Here is a 17,185-nt window from a genome sequence, read left to right as displayed (position 1 = left end):
CTTCGCAATCCGCGAAGGCGGCCGTACCGTCGGCGCCGGTGTTGTCTCTAAGGTTACGGACTAAATCCACTGGACATCCGGGCGGGAAGAGGGTAAACCCCCACTTCCCGCCACACGGATTGTGGCAGGACGGCTTCGTTCGTCCTGTCCTTTACGTTTCGGGTAAAGCCTTGAAAAGGCACGGATTTATAGGGGTATAGCTCAGCTGGTAGAGCGACGGTCTCCAAAACCGTAGGTCCCGGGTTCGAATCCTGGTGCCCCTGCCATCCTTAAAAAGGTGGCAATGAGATAAAGAAAGAACGGAATTATGGCGAAAACCACGCCGGCAAAATTTGTACAGGAAGTGCGCTCGGAAACCTCGAAGGTGACCTGGCCAACCCGTAAAGAAACCACGATTTCCACCGCAACTGTGTTTGTGATGGCGATCTTGGCGGCGTTGTTCTTCTTCCTGGTTGATCAAGTCTTGTCGTGGGGCGTGCGTTTTGTCCTTGGATTGGGAGCCTAAGAAATGGCTGCGCGTTGGTACGTCCTGCACGTCTATTCGGGGTTTGAGAAGAAAGTCTCGGCTTCGATCATGGAGCAAGCCAAACAAGCTGGCATGGATGACAAGATCTTGCAGGTCTTGGTCCCCAGTGAGGAAGTGGTTGAAGTGCGCCGCGGCACCAAGGTGTCTTCGGAGCGCAAATTCTTCCCGGGCTACATCCTGATTGAGATGGAGTTGACGGACGAAGCTTGGCACTTGGTGCAAAACACGCCGAAGGTTTCCGGGTTCTTGGGTTCGAAAGATCGCCCGACACCGATTTCGGAAGCGGAAGCCAAGCGCATCCTCAACCAAGTCGAAGAAGGTGTGGATCGCCCGAAAATGGCTGTCATCTTCGAAATCGGCGAAAACGTCCGCGTCATCGACGGCCCGTTCGCTTCGTTCAACGGTTTGGTGGAAGACGTCGACGAAGAACGTTCGCGTGTCAAAGTGGCAGTGTCCATCTTTGGCCGTTCGACCCCGGTGGAGTTGGAATACTCCCAGGTCGAAAAAGTTTAATTCGAATTTTCTGGCCGATCTCCCATATGGGATGAGCGGCCGGGGAATAAACCGTGTGGGAGGCCAGCCATGGTCGGACCACGCACTCAGAAACGGCCCGCGTGCGTTAGCAATGACGGTGCAGGCCAACACATTGGATACTGAGGTATAAAATGGCTAAGAAAGTCAAAGCCCTGGTTAAGCTGCAAGTGCCGGCTGGTCAGGCAAATCCATCCCCGCCCATCGGCCCGGCCTTGGGTCAGGCAGGACTGAACATCATGGAATTCTGTAAGGCCTTCAACGCGAAGACCCAACAGATGGAACAAGGCATGCCGATTCCGGTGGTTATCACCGCTTATCAAGACGCCTCGTTCGACTTCATCACCAAAACGCCTCCGGCCAGCTTCTTGCTGAAAAAAGCGGCCAAAATCAAATCAGGCGCGGGTACCACCGGTACTCAAGTTGTGGGTTCCGTCACCATGGATCAGTGCCGCGAAATTGCAGAACTGAAAATGGAAGATCTGAACGCAAACGACCTGGACAACGGCGCGCTGCAAATCGCAGGCACCGCACGTTCTATGGGTCTTGAGGTGAAGGGGTAAGTCATGGCGCAGAAATTTGGCAAACGCCTGAGCGACGTGGTCGAAAAAATGGACCGCAACAAGCTCTATGATCTCGCTTCCGCTGTGAAGATGGTCAAAGAAAACGCCAACGCTAAGTTCGACGAAACCATCGAGATGGCCGTCAACTTGGGCGTTGATCCGAAACACGCCGACCAAATGGTCCGTGGTGTTGTCGCACTGCCGAACGGCACGGGTAAAACCGTTAAAGTTGCCGTGTTCGCCAAAGGCGACAAAGCAGAAGAAGCCAAAGCCGCAGGTGCTGAACTTGTTGGTGCTGAAGATCTTGCAGAAAAGATCCAAAAAGGCGAAATGGACTTCGATCGCTGCATCGCGACCCCGGACATGATGATGGTCGTCGGTAAATTGGGTAAAGTTTTGGGTCCGCGCGGCCTGATGCCGAACCCGAAACTGGGCACCGTCACCGCAGACGTCACGCAAGCCGTGAAAGACGCCAAAGGTGGTCAAATCGAATTCCGGGTTGAAAAATTGGGCATCATTCATGTCGGTGTTGGCAAAGCCAGCTTCGGTGAGAAAGAAATTGCTGAGAACGTGCAAACGTTCATCAACGCATTGAACAAAGCTAAGCCGTCCGGCGCGAAGGGCACCTACATGAAACGGGCTACGATCAGCTCGACCATGGGCCCGGGCGTTAAGTTGGACATCGCCGACTTGGTGGCGTCTTAAGCGCTTAGCATAGAGCACGATCGTTAAAGCCGGGAGGCTTTGACGTGAATCGTCCTCTAAACAAGAGTTTACTGGCCCACCCTGGTAACGGGGTGGGCGGGTAACGAAGAGTAGGGGTGAAACTCAACTCTTCAAGCCTGTCCAAGACCGTTGGTGCATCACAATTGGGTGGTGTTTAAAGGGAAGCATCCCGCCAGCACAGACGGTGCAGTACCCGTATTGAGCTTTTTAGTGAAGTACGGCTTGAACTGTTGCACTTGGCAGGTTGTCGGGTTCTTAAAATCCGCTTTTGGGTTTAAGGACCATCGTGCAACGGCTTATTTCATTTGAGATAAGCCAATGAAACTGGAGACGACTGTGGACCGTACACAGAAAGAAGAACTGGTTTCTCAGCTGAACGAAACGTTCAACGGCGCTCAAACCGTCGTTGTCACGCATAACTTGGGCCTGACTGTCAATGAGATGGAAGACCTGCGCGTGAAGCTTCGTGAAGCGGGAGCTAGCTTCAAAGTGACGCAAAACCGGCTCACGCGTCTCGCCCTTAAGGACACGCAGTTCGAAGGGATCGCAGACCTTTTCAAAGGCCCGACGGGTATCGCTTATAGCGAAGACGTCGTTGCTGCTGCAAAGGTTGCGGCCAAATTCGCCAAAGGCAATGACAACTTTGAAATTGTCGGCGGCGCAATGGGTGAAGAAGTTTTGGATATCGCAGGCGTTCAAACGCTTGCTTCCATGCCTTCGCTCGACGAACTCCGTGGCAAGCTTGTTGGCTTGCTCAACGCTCCCGCAACGAAAGTTGCCGGCGTTCTGCAGGCTCCGGCTGGTCAGTTGGCCCGCGTATGCGGTGCTTATGGCGCCTCTGAGGGTTAAGTCGCGTATCTGGTTACAATTTTACACAGGCAGTTCAAGCCTTAGGAGAATATGAAGATGGCTAACATCGAACAACTCGCAGAAGACCTTTCTGCACTGACCGTAATGGAAGCAGCTGAATTGGCAACGCTTCTGGAAGACAAATGGGGCGTTTCCGCTGCTGCTCCGGTTGCAGTTGCTGCTGCTCCGGGTGCTGCTGGTGGCGAAGCCGCTGAAGAAAAAACCGACTTCGACGTTATCTTGACCGCTGCTGGCGACAAGAAAATCAACGTCATCAAAGAAGTCCGCGCCATCACCGGCCTGGGCCTCAAAGAAGCGAAAGAACTCGTCGAAGGCGCACCGAAAGCTGTCAAAGAAGCTGCACCGAAAGACGAAGCCGAAGAAATCAAGAAAAAGTTGGAAGAAGCAGGCGCTTCTGTCGAACTCAAGTAATCTTCTTCGGATTACAAAATCGGGACGGGGCGGAGCTTTCGAGCTCTGTCCCATTCCACTGTTTGAGACCGCGCCCGAATGGGCTTGCCGAAGCCGGTACAGCGCGTGTTCTTAAAACGCCTCTCAGCGTGATGATTTGGGATCGGCATCCCAAGCAGTCCGCCGGGGGCGTTTTTGTATTTTAAGCCTGACTTTTCGCGAAGTTGGGTGATTAAAGACTTTAACTGTTTCATCTGGCCCAATTTGGGGCCGTACTTAAAGAACGAGGTAATTCATGGCAACGTCGTTTACGCATCGCAAGCGTGTCCGTAAGGATTACGGGAAAATCCCCGCCGCTGTAGAGATGCCGAACCTGATCGAGGTTCAAAAGGCTTCTTACGATCACTTCCTGCAAAAAGACGTCGCGGCGAACGAACGCCCCGACACTGGCTTGCAAGAAGTCTTCAAATCCGTCTTCCCCATCGAAGACTTTTCCGGTCGCGGCACGTTGGAATATGTGTCGTACGAATTTGAGACGCCGAAATACGACGTTGAAGAATGTCAGCAACGTGGCATCACCTTCGCCGCTCCCTTGAAAGTCACCTTGCGTTTGGTGGTTTGGGACATCGACGAAGAAACCGGTGCCAAGTCCGTTCGCGATATCAAAGAACAAGACGTTTACATGGGCGACATGCCGTTCATGACCGCCAACGGCACCTTCGTCGTCAACGGTACCGAGCGTGTGATCGTGTCGCAAATGCACCGTTCGCCTGGCGTGTTCTTTGATCACGACAAAGGCAAAACCCACAGTTCCGGCAAATTCCTGTTTGCCGCACGCGTGATCCCGTACCGCGGTTCTTGGCTGGACTTTGAGTTCGATGCTAAAGATCTGGCATACGTCCGTATCGATCGCCGTCGTAAACTGCCTGTCACCACTTTGTTGATGGCTCTGGATAACGAAGAAACGGCTGGCAAACGCGAACAGGCGAAAGCCAAAGGCGAAAACGTCGATCCGTTGGAAGCTCAAGGCATGTCCAAAGAAGACATCCTTCAGTACTTCTACGATCAAGTCACCTATACGCGCACCAAGAAAGGTTGGAAAACCGACTTTATCTCTGCGCGCTACAAAGGTGTGAAGCTCACCAAAGACCTGATCAACGCCAAAACCGGCAAAGTTGTTGCCGAAGCCGGTGAAAAGATCACGCCGCGCAAGCTCAAGAAAATGGAAGAGGGTTCGCTCTCTGAAATCTTGGTGTCGAGCGAAGAACTGATCGGTTCTTATGCCGCGGAAGATATCTTCTCCGAAAAGTCCGGCGAAATTTACGCCGAACCGGGTGACGAAATCACCGAAGCCGCCATCGAAGCTTTGGAAGAAGCTGGCGTCACCGAAATCAAAGCCCTGGCCATTGACCACGTCAACGTTGGCCCGTACATGCGCAACACCTTGGCGATCGACAAAAACACGTCGCGCGAAGAAGCCTTGATCGACATCTACCGTGTCATGCGCCCGGGTGAGCCGCCAACCTTGGAAACGGCGGAAGCTCTGTTCAACTCGTTGTTCTTCGATTCCGAACGCTACGATCTGTCCAGCGTCGGTCGCGTGAAGATGAACGCGCGTCTGGGTTTTGAAACCGAAGACACCCTGCGTGTTCTGCGTCGCGAAGATATCTTGGAAATCGTCAAAGTCTTGGTCGAATTGAAAGACGGCCGCGGCGACATCGACGACATTGACCACTTGGGCAACCGCCGTGTGCGCTCTGTCGGTGAGTTGATGGAAAACCAATACCGTGTCGGCTTGCTGCGTATGGAACGCGCCATTCGCGAACGGATGAGCTCGGTCGAAATCGACACGGTCATGCCGCACGATTTGATCAACGCCAAGCCTGCTTCGGCGGCTGTACGTGAATTCTTCGGCTCTTCGCAGCTGTCGCAGTTCATGGATCAAACCAACCCGCTGTCCGAAGTGACGCACAAACGTCGTTTGTCTGCGTTGGGCCCGGGCGGTCTGACCCGCGAACGCGCAGGCTTTGAAGTCCGCGACGTTCACCCGACCCACTATGGCCGCATCTGCCCGATTGAAACGCCTGAGGGTCCGAACATCGGTCTGATCAACTCCTTGGCTACTTTCGCTGTTGTGAACAAGTACGGCTTTATCGAAAGCCCGTACCGCAAAGTTGAAGGCGGTAAGGTTTCTTCTGAAACGGTCTACATGTCCGCCATGGAAGAGGGCCGCTACGTCATTGCCCAGGCAAACGCTAAGCTGGACAAAGACGGTAAATTTACCGACGACATGGTCAGCTGCCGCAAAGCCGGCGACTTCGTCATGGTCAACCCGGAAAACATCGAATACATCGACGTTTCGCCGAAACAGCTTGTGTCCGTCGCAACGGCCTTGATCCCGTTCTTGGAAAACGATGACGCGAACCGTGCATTGATGGGTTCGAACATGATGCGCCAAGCCGTGCCGCTTCTCCAAGCCGAAGCCCCGTTGGTGGGTACCGGTATGGAAGAAACCGTGGCGCGCGATTCCGGTGCTGTCATCATCGCCAAGCGTACGGGTGTGGTTGATCAAATCGACGCCACCCGCATTGTTGTGCGCGCGACTGAGGAAACCTCGACCGCTGCGTCTGGTGTCGACATCTACAATCTGTTGAAGTTCCAACGGTCCAACCAAAACACCTGCTTGCACCAAAAGCCTTTGGTGAAAGTTGGCGACAACGTCTACGAAGGCGACATCATTGCCGACGGTCCGTCTACCCAGTTGGGTGAACTGGCGTTGGGTAAAAACGTGTTGGTCGCGTTTATGCCGTGGAACGGTTACAACTTCGAAGATTCCATCTTGATTTCGGAACGCATCGTGCGTGACGACGTGTTTACGTCGGTTCACATCGAAGAGTTCGAAGTCATGGCCCGCGACACCAAGTTGGGTCAGGAAGAAATCACCCGTGATATTCCCAACGTCGGTGAAGAAGCGCTCAAGAACCTGGACGAAGCCGGTATCGTTTACATCGGTGCTGAAATCAAACCAGGTGACATCTTGGTCGGTAAAGTGACGCCGAAAGGCGAAAGCCCGATGACGCCGGAAGAAAAACTGCTGCGCGCCATCTTTGGTGAAAAAGCCACCGACGTGCGCGACACGTCCTTGCGCTTGCCGCCGGGTGTTGCCGGTACCGTCGTCGAAGTCCGCGTCTTCAACCGTCGCGGCGTCGACAAAGACGAACGTGCGTTGGCGATTGAACGTGACGAGATCGAACGTCTGGCAAAAGATCGCGATGACGAACGCGCGATCTTGGAAAAAAGTTTCTCTGCGCGTCTGCAAGACTTGTTGTTGCGCAAGAAATTGGTCTCCGGTCCGAAAGGTCTCAAAGAAGGCACGACCATCACCGAAGAACTGCTGGCGGAATACACGCCGGGTCAACAGTCTCAGATCGTTGTTGCCAACGATAAGGTGATGACGGACGTCGAAGCGCTGAAAGGCCAATTCGAAGAGTCCATTGCTGCCCTTCAAGCGCGCTTTGAAGATAAAGTCGACAAACTGCAACGCGGTGACGACTTGGCGCCGGGCGTGATGAAGATGGTCAAAGTCTTCGTCGCCGTGAAACGCAAACTGCAGCCGGGTGATAAAATGGCTGGCCGTCACGGTAACAAAGGTGTGATCTCTCGCATCATGCCGGCGGAAGACATGCCGTACCTGGAAGACGGTCGTCCGGTTGACATCGTGCTGAACCCGCTGGGTGTGCCGTCGCGTATGAACGTCGGTCAGATTCTGGAAACCCACATGGGTTGGGCTTGTGCCGGTCTTGGTATCCAAATCGGGGAAATGGCTGACGCCGTTCGCCAAAAAGGTGACGACACCAAGCAAATCCGCGACAAGCTCAAAACGGTCTACACGCCCGATGAGTTCAAAGAGAAGATCGAACCTCTCGACGATCCCCAACTCATGGAGATGTCGGACAATCTGCGCAAAGGTATCCCCATCGGCACGCCGGTCTTCGACGGTGCACATGAAGGCGACGTTGCCGACATGCTGTCCGAAGCAGGCCTGCCGACGTCGGGTCAAATGACATTGATCGACGGTCGTACCGGTGAGGTCTTCGACCGTCCTGTGACGGTTGGCTACATCTACATGCTGAAACTGCACCACTTGGTGGATGACAAAATCCACGCACGCTCCATCGGCCCGTACTCGCTGGTTACCCAGCAGCCTCTGGGCGGTAAAGCACAGTTCGGTGGTCAGCGCTTCGGTGAAATGGAAGTGTGGGCCCTGGAAGCTTACGGTGCAGCTTACACGCTGCAAGAAATGCTCACGGTTAAGTCGGATGACGTGTCCGGTCGTACCAAGGTTTACGAGGCCATCGTCCGCGGTGACGACAACTTCGAAGCCGGTGTGCCGGAATCCTTTAACGTGTTGGTCAAAGAACTTCAGGCGCTCGGCCTGAACGTTGACTTGACCTGATCTGACCCGGATATTGAGGAGTATTTGAAATGAACGAACTCACTAAATTTTTCGGGCAGGTTGGTGCAACCCAACGTTTCGACACGATCCAAATCAAGATCGCGTCCCCGGAACAAATTCGTGCATGGTCTTACGGCGAAATCAAAAAGCCGGAAACCATTAACTACCGGACCTTTAAACCCGAACGCGACGGCTTGTTCTGCGCGCGTATCTTCGGCCCGGTGAAAGACTACGAATGCTTGTGCGGCAAATACAAACGCATGAAGTACAAGGGTATCACCTGTGAAAAGTGCGGCGTTGAAGTCACGCTTCAAAAGGTCCGTCGCGAACGCATGGGCCACATCGAACTGGCTAGCCCGGTGGCACACATCTGGTTCATGAAGTCCTTGCCATCGCGCATCGGCTTATTGCTGGATATGACGCTCAAAGATCTGGAACGTGTTCTCTACTTCGAAAACTATGTTGTTGTGGAACCGGGCCTGACACCGCTCAAACAAAATGAGCTTTTGGGTGAAGAGCAATACCAAACGGCTGTGGACGAGTATGGCGTAGACGCCTTCACCGTCGGCATCGGTGCGGAAGCTCTGCGCGACATGTTGTCCGAAATCGATCTCGAAGACGAACTGGAAGTCTTGAAAGACGACCTCAAGGAAACGACCTCCGAAGCCAAGCGCAAAAAACTGGTCAAGCGCTTGAAACTGGTGGAAGCGTTCTTGGCATCCGGCGCGCGTCCCGAGTGGATGATCTTGGAAGTCATTCCGGTCATTCCGCCTGAATTGCGTCCGCTGGTTCCGCTGGACGGCGGCCGTTTCGCAACGTCGGATTTGAACGATCTGTACCGTCGCGTGATCAACCGCAACAACCGTCTGAAACGCTTGATCGAACTGCGGGCTCCGGAAATCATCGTTCGCAACGAAAAACGCATGTTGCAAGAATCCGTAGACGCACTGTTCGACAATGGCCGTCGTGGCCGGGCCATCACGGGTGCGAACAAACGCCCGCTGAAGTCTCTGTCCGACATGCTGAAAGGCAAACAAGGTCGCTTCCGTCAGAACTTGTTGGGTAAACGCGTCGATTACTCCGGCCGCTCCGTCATTGTGGTGGGTCCGGAACTGATGCTGCACCAATGTGGTCTGCCGAAGAAAATGGCGTTGGAGCTGTTCAAGCCGTTCATCTATTCCAAACTGGAACTCTACGGTTATGCGACCACCATCAAGGCCGCGAAGCGAATGCTTGAAAAAGAGCGTCCCGAAGTTTGGGATATCTTGGAAGAAGTTATTCGCGAACACCCGGTGATGTTGAACCGCGCGCCGACGTTGCACCGTTTGGGCATCCAAGCGTTCGAACCGAAACTGATCGAGGGTAAAGCCATCCAGCTGCACCCGCTGGTCTGTGCCGCGTTCAACGCTGACTTCGACGGTGATCAAATGGCTGTTCACGTTCCGCTGTCGCTCGAAGCGCAGTTGGAAGCACGTGTCTTGATGATGTCCACCAACAACATCTTGTCGCCGGCCAACGGCAAACCGATCATCGTTCCGTCTCAGGATATCATCTTGGGTCTGTACTACATGACCATGCGCCGCGAAGGCGAGAAGGGCGAAGGCATGATGATCGCCAACATGGGCGAGCTGCAACATGCTCTGGACGAAAAAGTCTTGTCCATGCACGCCAAGATCATCGCTCGTTTCCACGGTGTCGATGAAAACGGAGAGCCGAGTGTTACCCGCGTCGAAACGACGCCGGGCCGCTTGATGCTGTCTGAATTCTTGCCGCGTCATCCGAAGCTGCCCTTCGAAATCATCAACAAGCTGATGACCAAGAAGGAAATCACCAACGTTATCGATTTGGTCTACCGCCACGGCGGCCAGAAAGAGACTGTTATCTTTGCTGACCGTATTATGGGTCTTGGTTTTGCCAACGCTTGCCGGGCCGGTATTTCGTTCGGTAAAGACGATCTGATTATTCCGGATGCCAAAGAACCGCTGGTCAACGAAACCGAAGCGAAAGCCAAGGAGTTCGAACAGCAGTACCAAGACGGTCTGATCACCCAAGGTGAAAAATACAACAAAGTGATTGACGCCTGGGCACATTGTAACGACCAAGTGACCGAAGAAATGATGGCTGTCATTTCTAAGGACGAGCCTGGCGTTCCGGTGAACTCGGTCTACATGATGGCGCACTCCGGTGCGCGTGGTTCTGTCGCACAGATGCGTCAGCTTGCCGGTATGCGCGGTCTGATGGCCAAGCCGTCCGGTGAGATCATTGAAACGCCGATTATCTCCAACTTTAAAGAGGGCCTGAGTGTGTTGGAATACTTCAACTCCACCCACGGTGCTCGTAAAGGTCTGGCGGATACGGCTCTGAAAACGGCGAACTCCGGTTACTTGACCCGTCGCTTGGTTGACGTAGCGCAAGATTGCATCGTCTACGAAGACGATTGCGGCACGGACGTCGTGATCACGGTTTCGGCTGTGGTTCAAGGCGGCGAAACCGTTGTCGACATTGGCGAACAGGTTCTGGGTCGCACACTGGGCGAAGATGCCCTGCATCCGATTACCGGCGACCTGTTGCTGAAGAAAGGCACGCTGGTTGACGAAGCCGACGCTGCCATCTTGACCGAAGCTGAGATCGAAAGCCTGAAGGTCCGCAGCCCGCTGACGTGCGAAAGCAAAGTCGGTATCTGTGCAACCTGTTACGGTCGCGATCTGGCCCGTGGTACCCGCGTGAACATGGGTGAGGCTGTCGGCGTTATGGCTGCACAGTCCATCGGTGAACCGGGCACCCAGCTGACCATGCGTACGTTCCACATCGGTGGTGCTGCACAGAAAGGTTCTGAACAGTCCTTCATCGAAGCCGGCTTTGACGGCAAGGTCAAACTGGTCAACACATCGACGGTGAAAAACTCCGAAGGTGTGTTGGTGGTCATGAGCCGTAACGCTGAATTGATCATGATTGACGATCAAGACCGCGAACGTGCACGCCAGCGTATCCCGTACGGTGCAAAACTGTTGACCAAGGACAAAGCCAAGGTCAAACGTGCCGATAAGCTTTGCGAATGGGATCCGCACACGCTGCCCATCATCACCGAAAAAGACGGTTCCATTAACTACATGGACTTGGTCGAAGGTGTGTCCTTGATGGAGCAAATGGACGAAGCCACCGGCATCTCGTCCAAAGTGGTCGTGGATTGGAAGTCGCAACCGAAAGGTTCCGATCTCAAACCGCGCATCACGTTGCGTGACAAAAAAGGTGAAGTCGTCACATTGGAAGACGACATGGAAGCCCGCTACTTCCTGCCCGTGGACGCGGTTCTGTCCGTCGAAAACGGTCAAGAGGTTCACGCTGGTGACACCTTGGCGCGTATCCCGCGTGAATCCGCTAAGACCCGTGACATTACGGGTGGTCTGCCGCGCGTTGCGGAATTGTTCGAAGCCCGCAAACCGAAAGATTACGCCATTATCTCTGAGATCGATGGTCGTGTTGAGTTCGGTAAGGACTACAAGAACAAACGCCGCATCATCGTGGTGCCGACCGACGCCGAGTTGGAGCCCAGCGAATACCTGATCCCGAAAGGCAAGCACTTGGCCGTCCAAGAAGGCGACTATGTGCAAAAAGGTGATCCGCTGATGGACGGTAACCCCGTGCCGCACGATATCTTGGCGGTTATGGGCGTGGAAGCGCTGGCCGAATACTTGGTCAACGAAATCCAAGAAGTCTACCGTCTGCAAGGTGTGAAGATTAACGACAAGCACATCGAGGTGATCTCTCGCCAGATGCTGCAAAAAGTCGAAATCACCGCGCCGGGTGACACCACGTACTTGGTTGGTGAATTGATCGACAAGTCCGAATACGAACAGGTCAACAAGAAGACCATCGATGCGGGCGAAAAACCGGCGGAAAGTGCACCGGTCTTGCAAGGTATCACCAAAGCTTCCTTGCAAACCCAGTCGTTCATCTCTGCCGCGTCGTTCCAAGAAACCACGCGCGTTCTTACCGAGGCTTCCGTATCGGGCAAAACCGACACGCTCATCGGTCTCAAAGAAAACGTCATCGTGGGTCGCTTGATCCCGGCAGGTACGGGTTCCGTGATGAACAACTTCCGCACCATCGCCGCCGAGCGCGACGAAGAGCTGATGGAAAAAGCTGGTCCGGACGAACTGGAAGAGCAAGGCATCCCCGCTGTGGACACCATGCCCGCTCCGGTTACGCCTGAGCAGCCGAAGTTTGAAGACGCACCCGACGCTGACTAAAGCAGATTGGGTCTAATCCGCATCAACCCCGGCCAGTTCGGCCGGGGTTTTTGTTTGGTGGCTTCGGCTGGGAGACGTCTTGCAATCCCAGCCAAGTCTGCCTAAATAGGGAGAGCTAGCCAGAGCAGACTTCCTTTTCTTTTGACCACAGGGCATGGGCAAAACAGTGCCGACAGAAGATTATTCCCATTTAACGCACATCGCGTCGCGCGATGAGCTGCGCCTTTATGAGCTGATCCCCAATGTGGTCTGGATTTTCGATCTGGATCGCCACGGTTGGTGGTGGGGGAACGCGGCCGCGATTGAGTTTTGGGGGCTCGCGTGTGTGGACGATTTGATCAACAAGGATCTGTCCGACGATACCCAAGGGGCGCGGGACCGGACCAAGCAGACCTTCGACTTGGCGGCAAAAAATGGGCTGACCATTGATCCGTGGACGACGTACCCGGGTGGCAAGCCGAAAACACTCCATATGATGCACCGTGCTGTCACTGTTGGCCCGGACCGTCACCGCGCCATCATTGCTTACATCAATGAAGACGTGAACCTGGGCGAAGCGCCGGAGAACCTTTTGCTGGTGGAAGCCATGCGCTACACCTCGGTCATCGTCACCACGTTCACGTTGGACGGTGAGCCGGTGGTGGAAAACCCGGCGGCGACCGAAGCCTATGGCTCAATCGATGTAGAACAATTGCCCGAAGGTCTCAACGCCTTTACGGCTCGCTTCGCCAATCCAGAAGAAGGCAAGCATTGCCTGGAACGCGCGTTGGCACAAAAGGGCGGGCAATGGACATATGTTATGAACACGGATGCGGGTGAGCGCATGCACACCCTCGACATCCGCATGACGCGCCATCCCTTGAACGGCGATTATTTGTTCATGAGCGCCGAATACGATGTCACCGAACTGCACGAAGCCCAAGAAGAGCTGCGCCACTTGGCCCACTATGACGCCTTGACCGGGCTGCCCAGCCTGCGCTTGTTGCAAGACAGTTCACAGGCCATTTTGAGCCAAGCCCAGCGCAACAAACAAAATGTCGCCGTGATGTTCGTCGACTTGGACGGGTTTAAGTCCATCAACGACACCTGGGGGCATGACGCAGGGGACGAGGTTCTCAAAGAGGTGGCTGAGCGTATCGAAGCGGCATTGCGCGAATCCGACCAAGTTGTGCGGATTGGTGGAGATGAGTTCGCGGTTTTGGCGACGGGCATGGATTGTCGGAACTCAGCAGGCGAAGTCGCGTCAAAACTCATCGAGACCTTGAGCCAGCCCTTTGCGCTCAGCGACGGCAAAACCGGTCACATCGGTGCGAGCATCGGCATCGCGTTCTTCCCCGACCATGGACAGGATATGGAGGCTTTGCTGAAGGCGGCAGACCAAGCCATGTACCACGCCAAAAAGGCCGGGAAGGGCACGCATCACTTCGCCGAGCCGATTTGCGGCGATTAACCCCACATTTTCCGCCCTTTTACCGGATTCGGACGGCCTTTTGGGGTTGGGACGAACGGTCAAAGTAATATTATTTCAAAAAATAAGGGGGAATAGGGGCTTATCACTCGCCGGAAACAAGATTTAGGCACAAAACGACCCTTCGGAAGCGTCTCAAAATCGGGGCTTGACGGGGACAGGGCGTATGCATAGTATGCGCCACTCTTCAGGGGTCTGGTGGTGCACCCGATAGTCGCTTTTTTGAGGCAGACTGGGCGGTGCAGACGCAGACTCTCAGAAGTTAGCGCGTTGCAAAATAGAGCCCTTTTGGGCACAGAGTTGACCGACGAGAGGTAGGAAGAGCCACCAGCGCTTGCCTCTACGGTCTTTTGTTGCACTGAAAAGCCGCCAAGGAAGGCCGGGTTTTTCGGTGCATATGTAATGGAAAGAACGGTATGCCGACTATTAACCAGTTGATCCGCAAGCCCCGTCAGGCACCCCGCGTGTCGTCCAACGTTCCGGCGTTGAAAGCTTGCCCGCAAAAACGCGGTGTTTGCACGCGCGTTTATACGACGACCCCGAAGAAGCCGAACTCGGCGCTTCGTAAAGTTGCTCGTGTCCGCCTGACGAATGGCTTCGAAGTTACAAGCTACATCCCAGGCGAAGGTCACAACCTGCAAGAACACTCTGTCGTGATGATCCGCGGCGGCCGTGTGAAAGATTTGCCGGGTGTTCGCTATCACATCATCCGCGGCACGTTGGATACGCAAGGCGTTTCCGATCGTCGCCAGCGTCGTTCCAAATACGGCGCTAAGCGTCCGAAGTAAGGTAGAGGTAGCTGAGATATGTCTCGTCGTCACGCCGCTGAAAAACGCGAAATTCTGCCCGACGCCAAATATGGCGATCAGGTCGTAACCAAATTCATGAACAGCCTGATGCTGGACGGTAAAAAGTCTGCTGCGGAGCATATCGTTTACGGTGCGTTCGATCGCGTTGAAAGCAAGATGAAAGCCGATCCGCTGGCCCTGTTCCACGAAGCCATCGATAACGTGAAGCCGTCCGTTGAGGTTCGCTCCCGCCGTGTTGGTGGTGCAACTTACCAGGTTCCGGTCGAAGTCCGCGCCAGCCGCCGTCAGGCTCTGGCGATCCGCTGGTTGGTGGAAATGGCTCGTAAGCGCTCTGAAAACACCATGGTTGACCGCTTGTCCGGTGAGCTGATGGACGCCGCTCAAAACCGCGGTGCATCTGTGAAGAAGCGCGAAGACACCCACAAGATGGCAGAAGCTAACAAAGCTTTCTCCCACTACCGCTGGTAAGGGCAGTCCAAGATGGCACGCAAAGATCCCCTCAATATGTATCGTAACATCGGCATCATGGCTCACATTGATGCTGGTAAGACGACCACCACCGAACGTATCCTGTACTACACCGGTAAATCTTACAAAATCGGTGAAGTCCACGATGGCGCAGCCACCATGGACTGGATGGAACAGGAACAAGAACGCGGTATCACGATTACCTCCGCAGCAACGACCTGCGCATGGAAAGACCACCGCATCAACATCATCGATACCCCGGGCCACGTTGACTTCACCATTGAAGTTGAACGTTCCTTGCGTGTGCTCGACGGTGCTGTGACGGTGTTTGACTCCGTTGCCGGTGTTGAGCCGCAGTCCGAAACCGTTTGGCGCCAAGCTGACAAATACAGCGTTCCGCGTATGTGTTTTGTCAACAAAATGGACCGTACCGGTGCCGACTTCTATCGCTGTGTCGACATGATGGTGGATCGTTTGGGTGCCAACCCGTTGGTTTGCCAATTGCCCATCGGTGCCGAAGACCAGTTCAAAGGTGTCGTCGATCTCTTGAACAACAAGATGATCATCTGGGACGAAGAAAGCCTCGGCGCTGCGTACCACGAAGAAGACATCTGGGACGACTACGCCGACAAAGTTGCCGATTACCGTGAAAAGCTCATCGAAGCTGCTGTCGAAATGGACGACGACGCGATGGAAGCTTACTTGGAAGGCAACGAGCCGGATCTCGACACCCTGAAAAAATGCATCCGCACCGGCACCATTGCCGGCAAACTGGTTCCGGTTCTGTGTGGTACCGCATTTAAGAACAAAGGTGTTCAGCCGCTGCTCGACGCGGTTGTCGACTTCCTGCCGAGCCCCCTCGACGTTCCCGCCATTAAGGGCGTCAAAATGGGCACCGAAGACGAAATCGAACGCAAGTCCTCCGATGACGAGCCGTTCGCTGCTCTGGCCTTTAAGATCATGAACGACCCGTTTGTCGGTTCCTTGACCTTCTGCCGCGTCTACTCCGGTGTGTTGGAAACGGGCACGGGCGTTCTGAACTCTGTTAAAGACAAGAACGAACGTGTTGGCCGTATGCTGGAAATGCACTCCAACTCGCGTGAAGACATCAAAGAATGCCGCGCCGGTGACATCGTCGCGATCGCAGGCCTGAAAGACACCACCACGGGTGACACGCTTTGCGTCAAATCCGATCCGGTGATCTTGGAACGCATGGAATTCCCCGATCCGGTGATCGAGGTTGCTGTGGAACCGAAATCCAAAGCCGACCAAGAGAAAATGGGCATTGCTCTGTCTCGCTTGGCTGCTGAAGATCCGTCCTTCCGCGTCACCTCCGACCACGAAAGTGGCCAAACGGTCATCAAAGGTATGGGTGAATTGCACCTCGACATTATCGTCGATCGCATGAAGCGCGAATTCAAAGTTGAAGCCAACGTTGGTGCACCGCAGGTGGCCTACCGCGAAAGCATCTCCAAACGTCACGAAATCGACTACACCCACAAGAAACAATCTGGTGGTTCCGGTCAGTATGCACGTGTGAAGATGATCTTTGAGCCGTCCGAGCCGGGTGAAGGCTTTGTCTTCGAAAGCAAAATCGTCGGTGGTAACGTTCCCAAGGAATACATCCCCGGTGTTGAAAAAGGTCTCAAAAGCGCCGTTGATACCGGTGTTTTGGCTGGCTTCCCCGTAATCGACTTCAAAGCAACCTTGTTTGACGGTGCTTACCACGACGTTGACTCCTCCGTCTTGGCTTTCGAAATCGCTGCGCGTGCAGCGTTCCGCGAAGGCTGTAAAGATGCCAGCCCGAAATTGCTCGAGCCGATTATGGACGTCGAAATCGTGACCCCGGAAGAATACATGGGTGACATCATTGGCGATCTGAACTCTCGCCGTGGTCAAGTCGGCGAAATGGAACAGCGTGCAAACGCACGTGTCATTAGCGCTAAGGTGCCGCTGGCCAATATGTTTGGCTACATCAACACCTTGCGTTCCATGTCCCAAGGTCGCGCACAGTACAGCATGCAGTTTGCAAATTATGCGGAAGTTCCGTCGCAAGTTGCTGAAGAAATCCAAACCAAGCTTGCCGGTTGATCCCCGGTTCGAATGGAGTGAAGTAAAATGGCTAAAG

At 54.4% G+C, this 17,185-nt stretch carries 12 protein-coding genes and 1 tRNA gene; all 13 read left to right on the top strand.

The annotated features are described in order from the left end of the window. Nucleotides 1–190 precede the first annotated feature (190 nt). Nucleotides 191–266 (top strand) — tRNA-Trp (locus V5T82_RS17755). Between the two features lie 41 nt (nucleotides 267–307). After that, on the top strand, nucleotides 308–505 hold the full coding sequence (secE, locus tag V5T82_RS17750) for a preprotein translocase subunit SecE (protein ID WP_332897015.1): 198 nt from the start codon (nucleotides 308–310) through the stop codon (nucleotides 503–505). Nucleotides 506–508: 3 nt separating this feature from the next. Next, complete coding sequence (nusG, locus tag V5T82_RS17745) at nucleotides 509–1,039, top strand: transcription termination/antitermination protein NusG (RefSeq protein ID WP_332897014.1); 531 nt, start codon at nucleotides 509–511, stop codon at nucleotides 1,037–1,039. A 152-nt stretch (nucleotides 1,040–1,191) separates the two neighbouring features. After that, the gene (gene rplK / locus V5T82_RS17740) at nucleotides 1,192–1,620 is read left to right on the top strand and encodes a 50S ribosomal protein L11 (protein WP_332897013.1); all 429 of its coding nucleotides are present in this window, start codon (nucleotides 1,192–1,194) and stop codon (nucleotides 1,618–1,620) included. Between the two features lie 3 nt (nucleotides 1,621–1,623). Beyond that, nucleotides 1,624–2,325 carry a 50S ribosomal protein L1 gene (gene rplA / locus V5T82_RS17735; protein ID WP_332897012.1) on the top strand — a complete coding sequence of 234 codons (702 nt, stop codon included), beginning with the start codon at nucleotides 1,624–1,626 and terminating at the stop codon, nucleotides 2,323–2,325. 357 nt (nucleotides 2,326–2,682) lie between these two features. Then, nucleotides 2,683–3,195 carry a 50S ribosomal protein L10 gene (gene rplJ / locus V5T82_RS17730; protein WP_332897016.1) on the top strand — a complete coding sequence of 171 codons (513 nt, stop codon included), beginning with the start codon at nucleotides 2,683–2,685 and terminating at the stop codon, nucleotides 3,193–3,195. Between the two features lie 57 nt (nucleotides 3,196–3,252). Further along, on the top strand, nucleotides 3,253–3,627 hold the full coding sequence (gene rplL / locus V5T82_RS17725; protein WP_332897011.1) for a 50S ribosomal protein L7/L12: 375 nt from the start codon (nucleotides 3,253–3,255) through the stop codon (nucleotides 3,625–3,627). A 274-nt stretch (nucleotides 3,628–3,901) separates the two neighbouring features. Further along, a complete protein-coding gene (gene rpoB, locus V5T82_RS17720) occupies nucleotides 3,902–8,062 on the top strand; it encodes a DNA-directed RNA polymerase subunit beta (protein ID WP_332897010.1) in 4,161 nt (1,386 codons plus the stop codon). 29 nt (nucleotides 8,063–8,091) lie between these two features. Then, complete coding sequence (gene rpoC / locus V5T82_RS17715) at nucleotides 8,092–12,312, top strand: DNA-directed RNA polymerase subunit beta' (protein WP_442917966.1); 4,221 nt, start codon at nucleotides 8,092–8,094, stop codon at nucleotides 12,310–12,312. 154 nt (nucleotides 12,313–12,466) lie between these two features. Next, nucleotides 12,467–13,762 carry a diguanylate cyclase domain-containing protein gene (locus tag V5T82_RS17710; protein ID WP_332897009.1) on the top strand — a complete coding sequence of 432 codons (1,296 nt, stop codon included), beginning with the start codon at nucleotides 12,467–12,469 and terminating at the stop codon, nucleotides 13,760–13,762. A gap of 434 nt (nucleotides 13,763–14,196) precedes the next feature. After that, on the top strand, nucleotides 14,197–14,568 hold the full coding sequence (gene rpsL, locus V5T82_RS17705; RefSeq protein ID WP_332897008.1) for a 30S ribosomal protein S12: 372 nt from the start codon (nucleotides 14,197–14,199) through the stop codon (nucleotides 14,566–14,568). A gap of 18 nt (nucleotides 14,569–14,586) precedes the next feature. Further along, nucleotides 14,587–15,057 carry a 30S ribosomal protein S7 gene (rpsG, locus tag V5T82_RS17700; RefSeq protein WP_332897007.1) on the top strand — a complete coding sequence of 157 codons (471 nt, stop codon included), beginning with the start codon at nucleotides 14,587–14,589 and terminating at the stop codon, nucleotides 15,055–15,057. 12 nt (nucleotides 15,058–15,069) lie between these two features. Continuing rightward, nucleotides 15,070–17,148, top strand: a complete 2,079-nt coding sequence (gene fusA / locus V5T82_RS17695) for an elongation factor G (protein ID WP_332897006.1) — start codon at nucleotides 15,070–15,072, stop codon at nucleotides 17,146–17,148. Nucleotides 17,149–17,185: the final 37 nt, after the last annotated feature.

The sequence above is a fragment of the Magnetovibrio sp. PR-2 genome (assembly GCF_036689815.1).
Lineage (GTDB): Bacteria > Pseudomonadota > Alphaproteobacteria > Rhodospirillales > Magnetovibrionaceae > Magnetovibrio.
The sequence above is the reverse complement of the archived record's forward strand: the minus strand, read 5'-3'. Positions and strand labels throughout refer to the sequence as shown.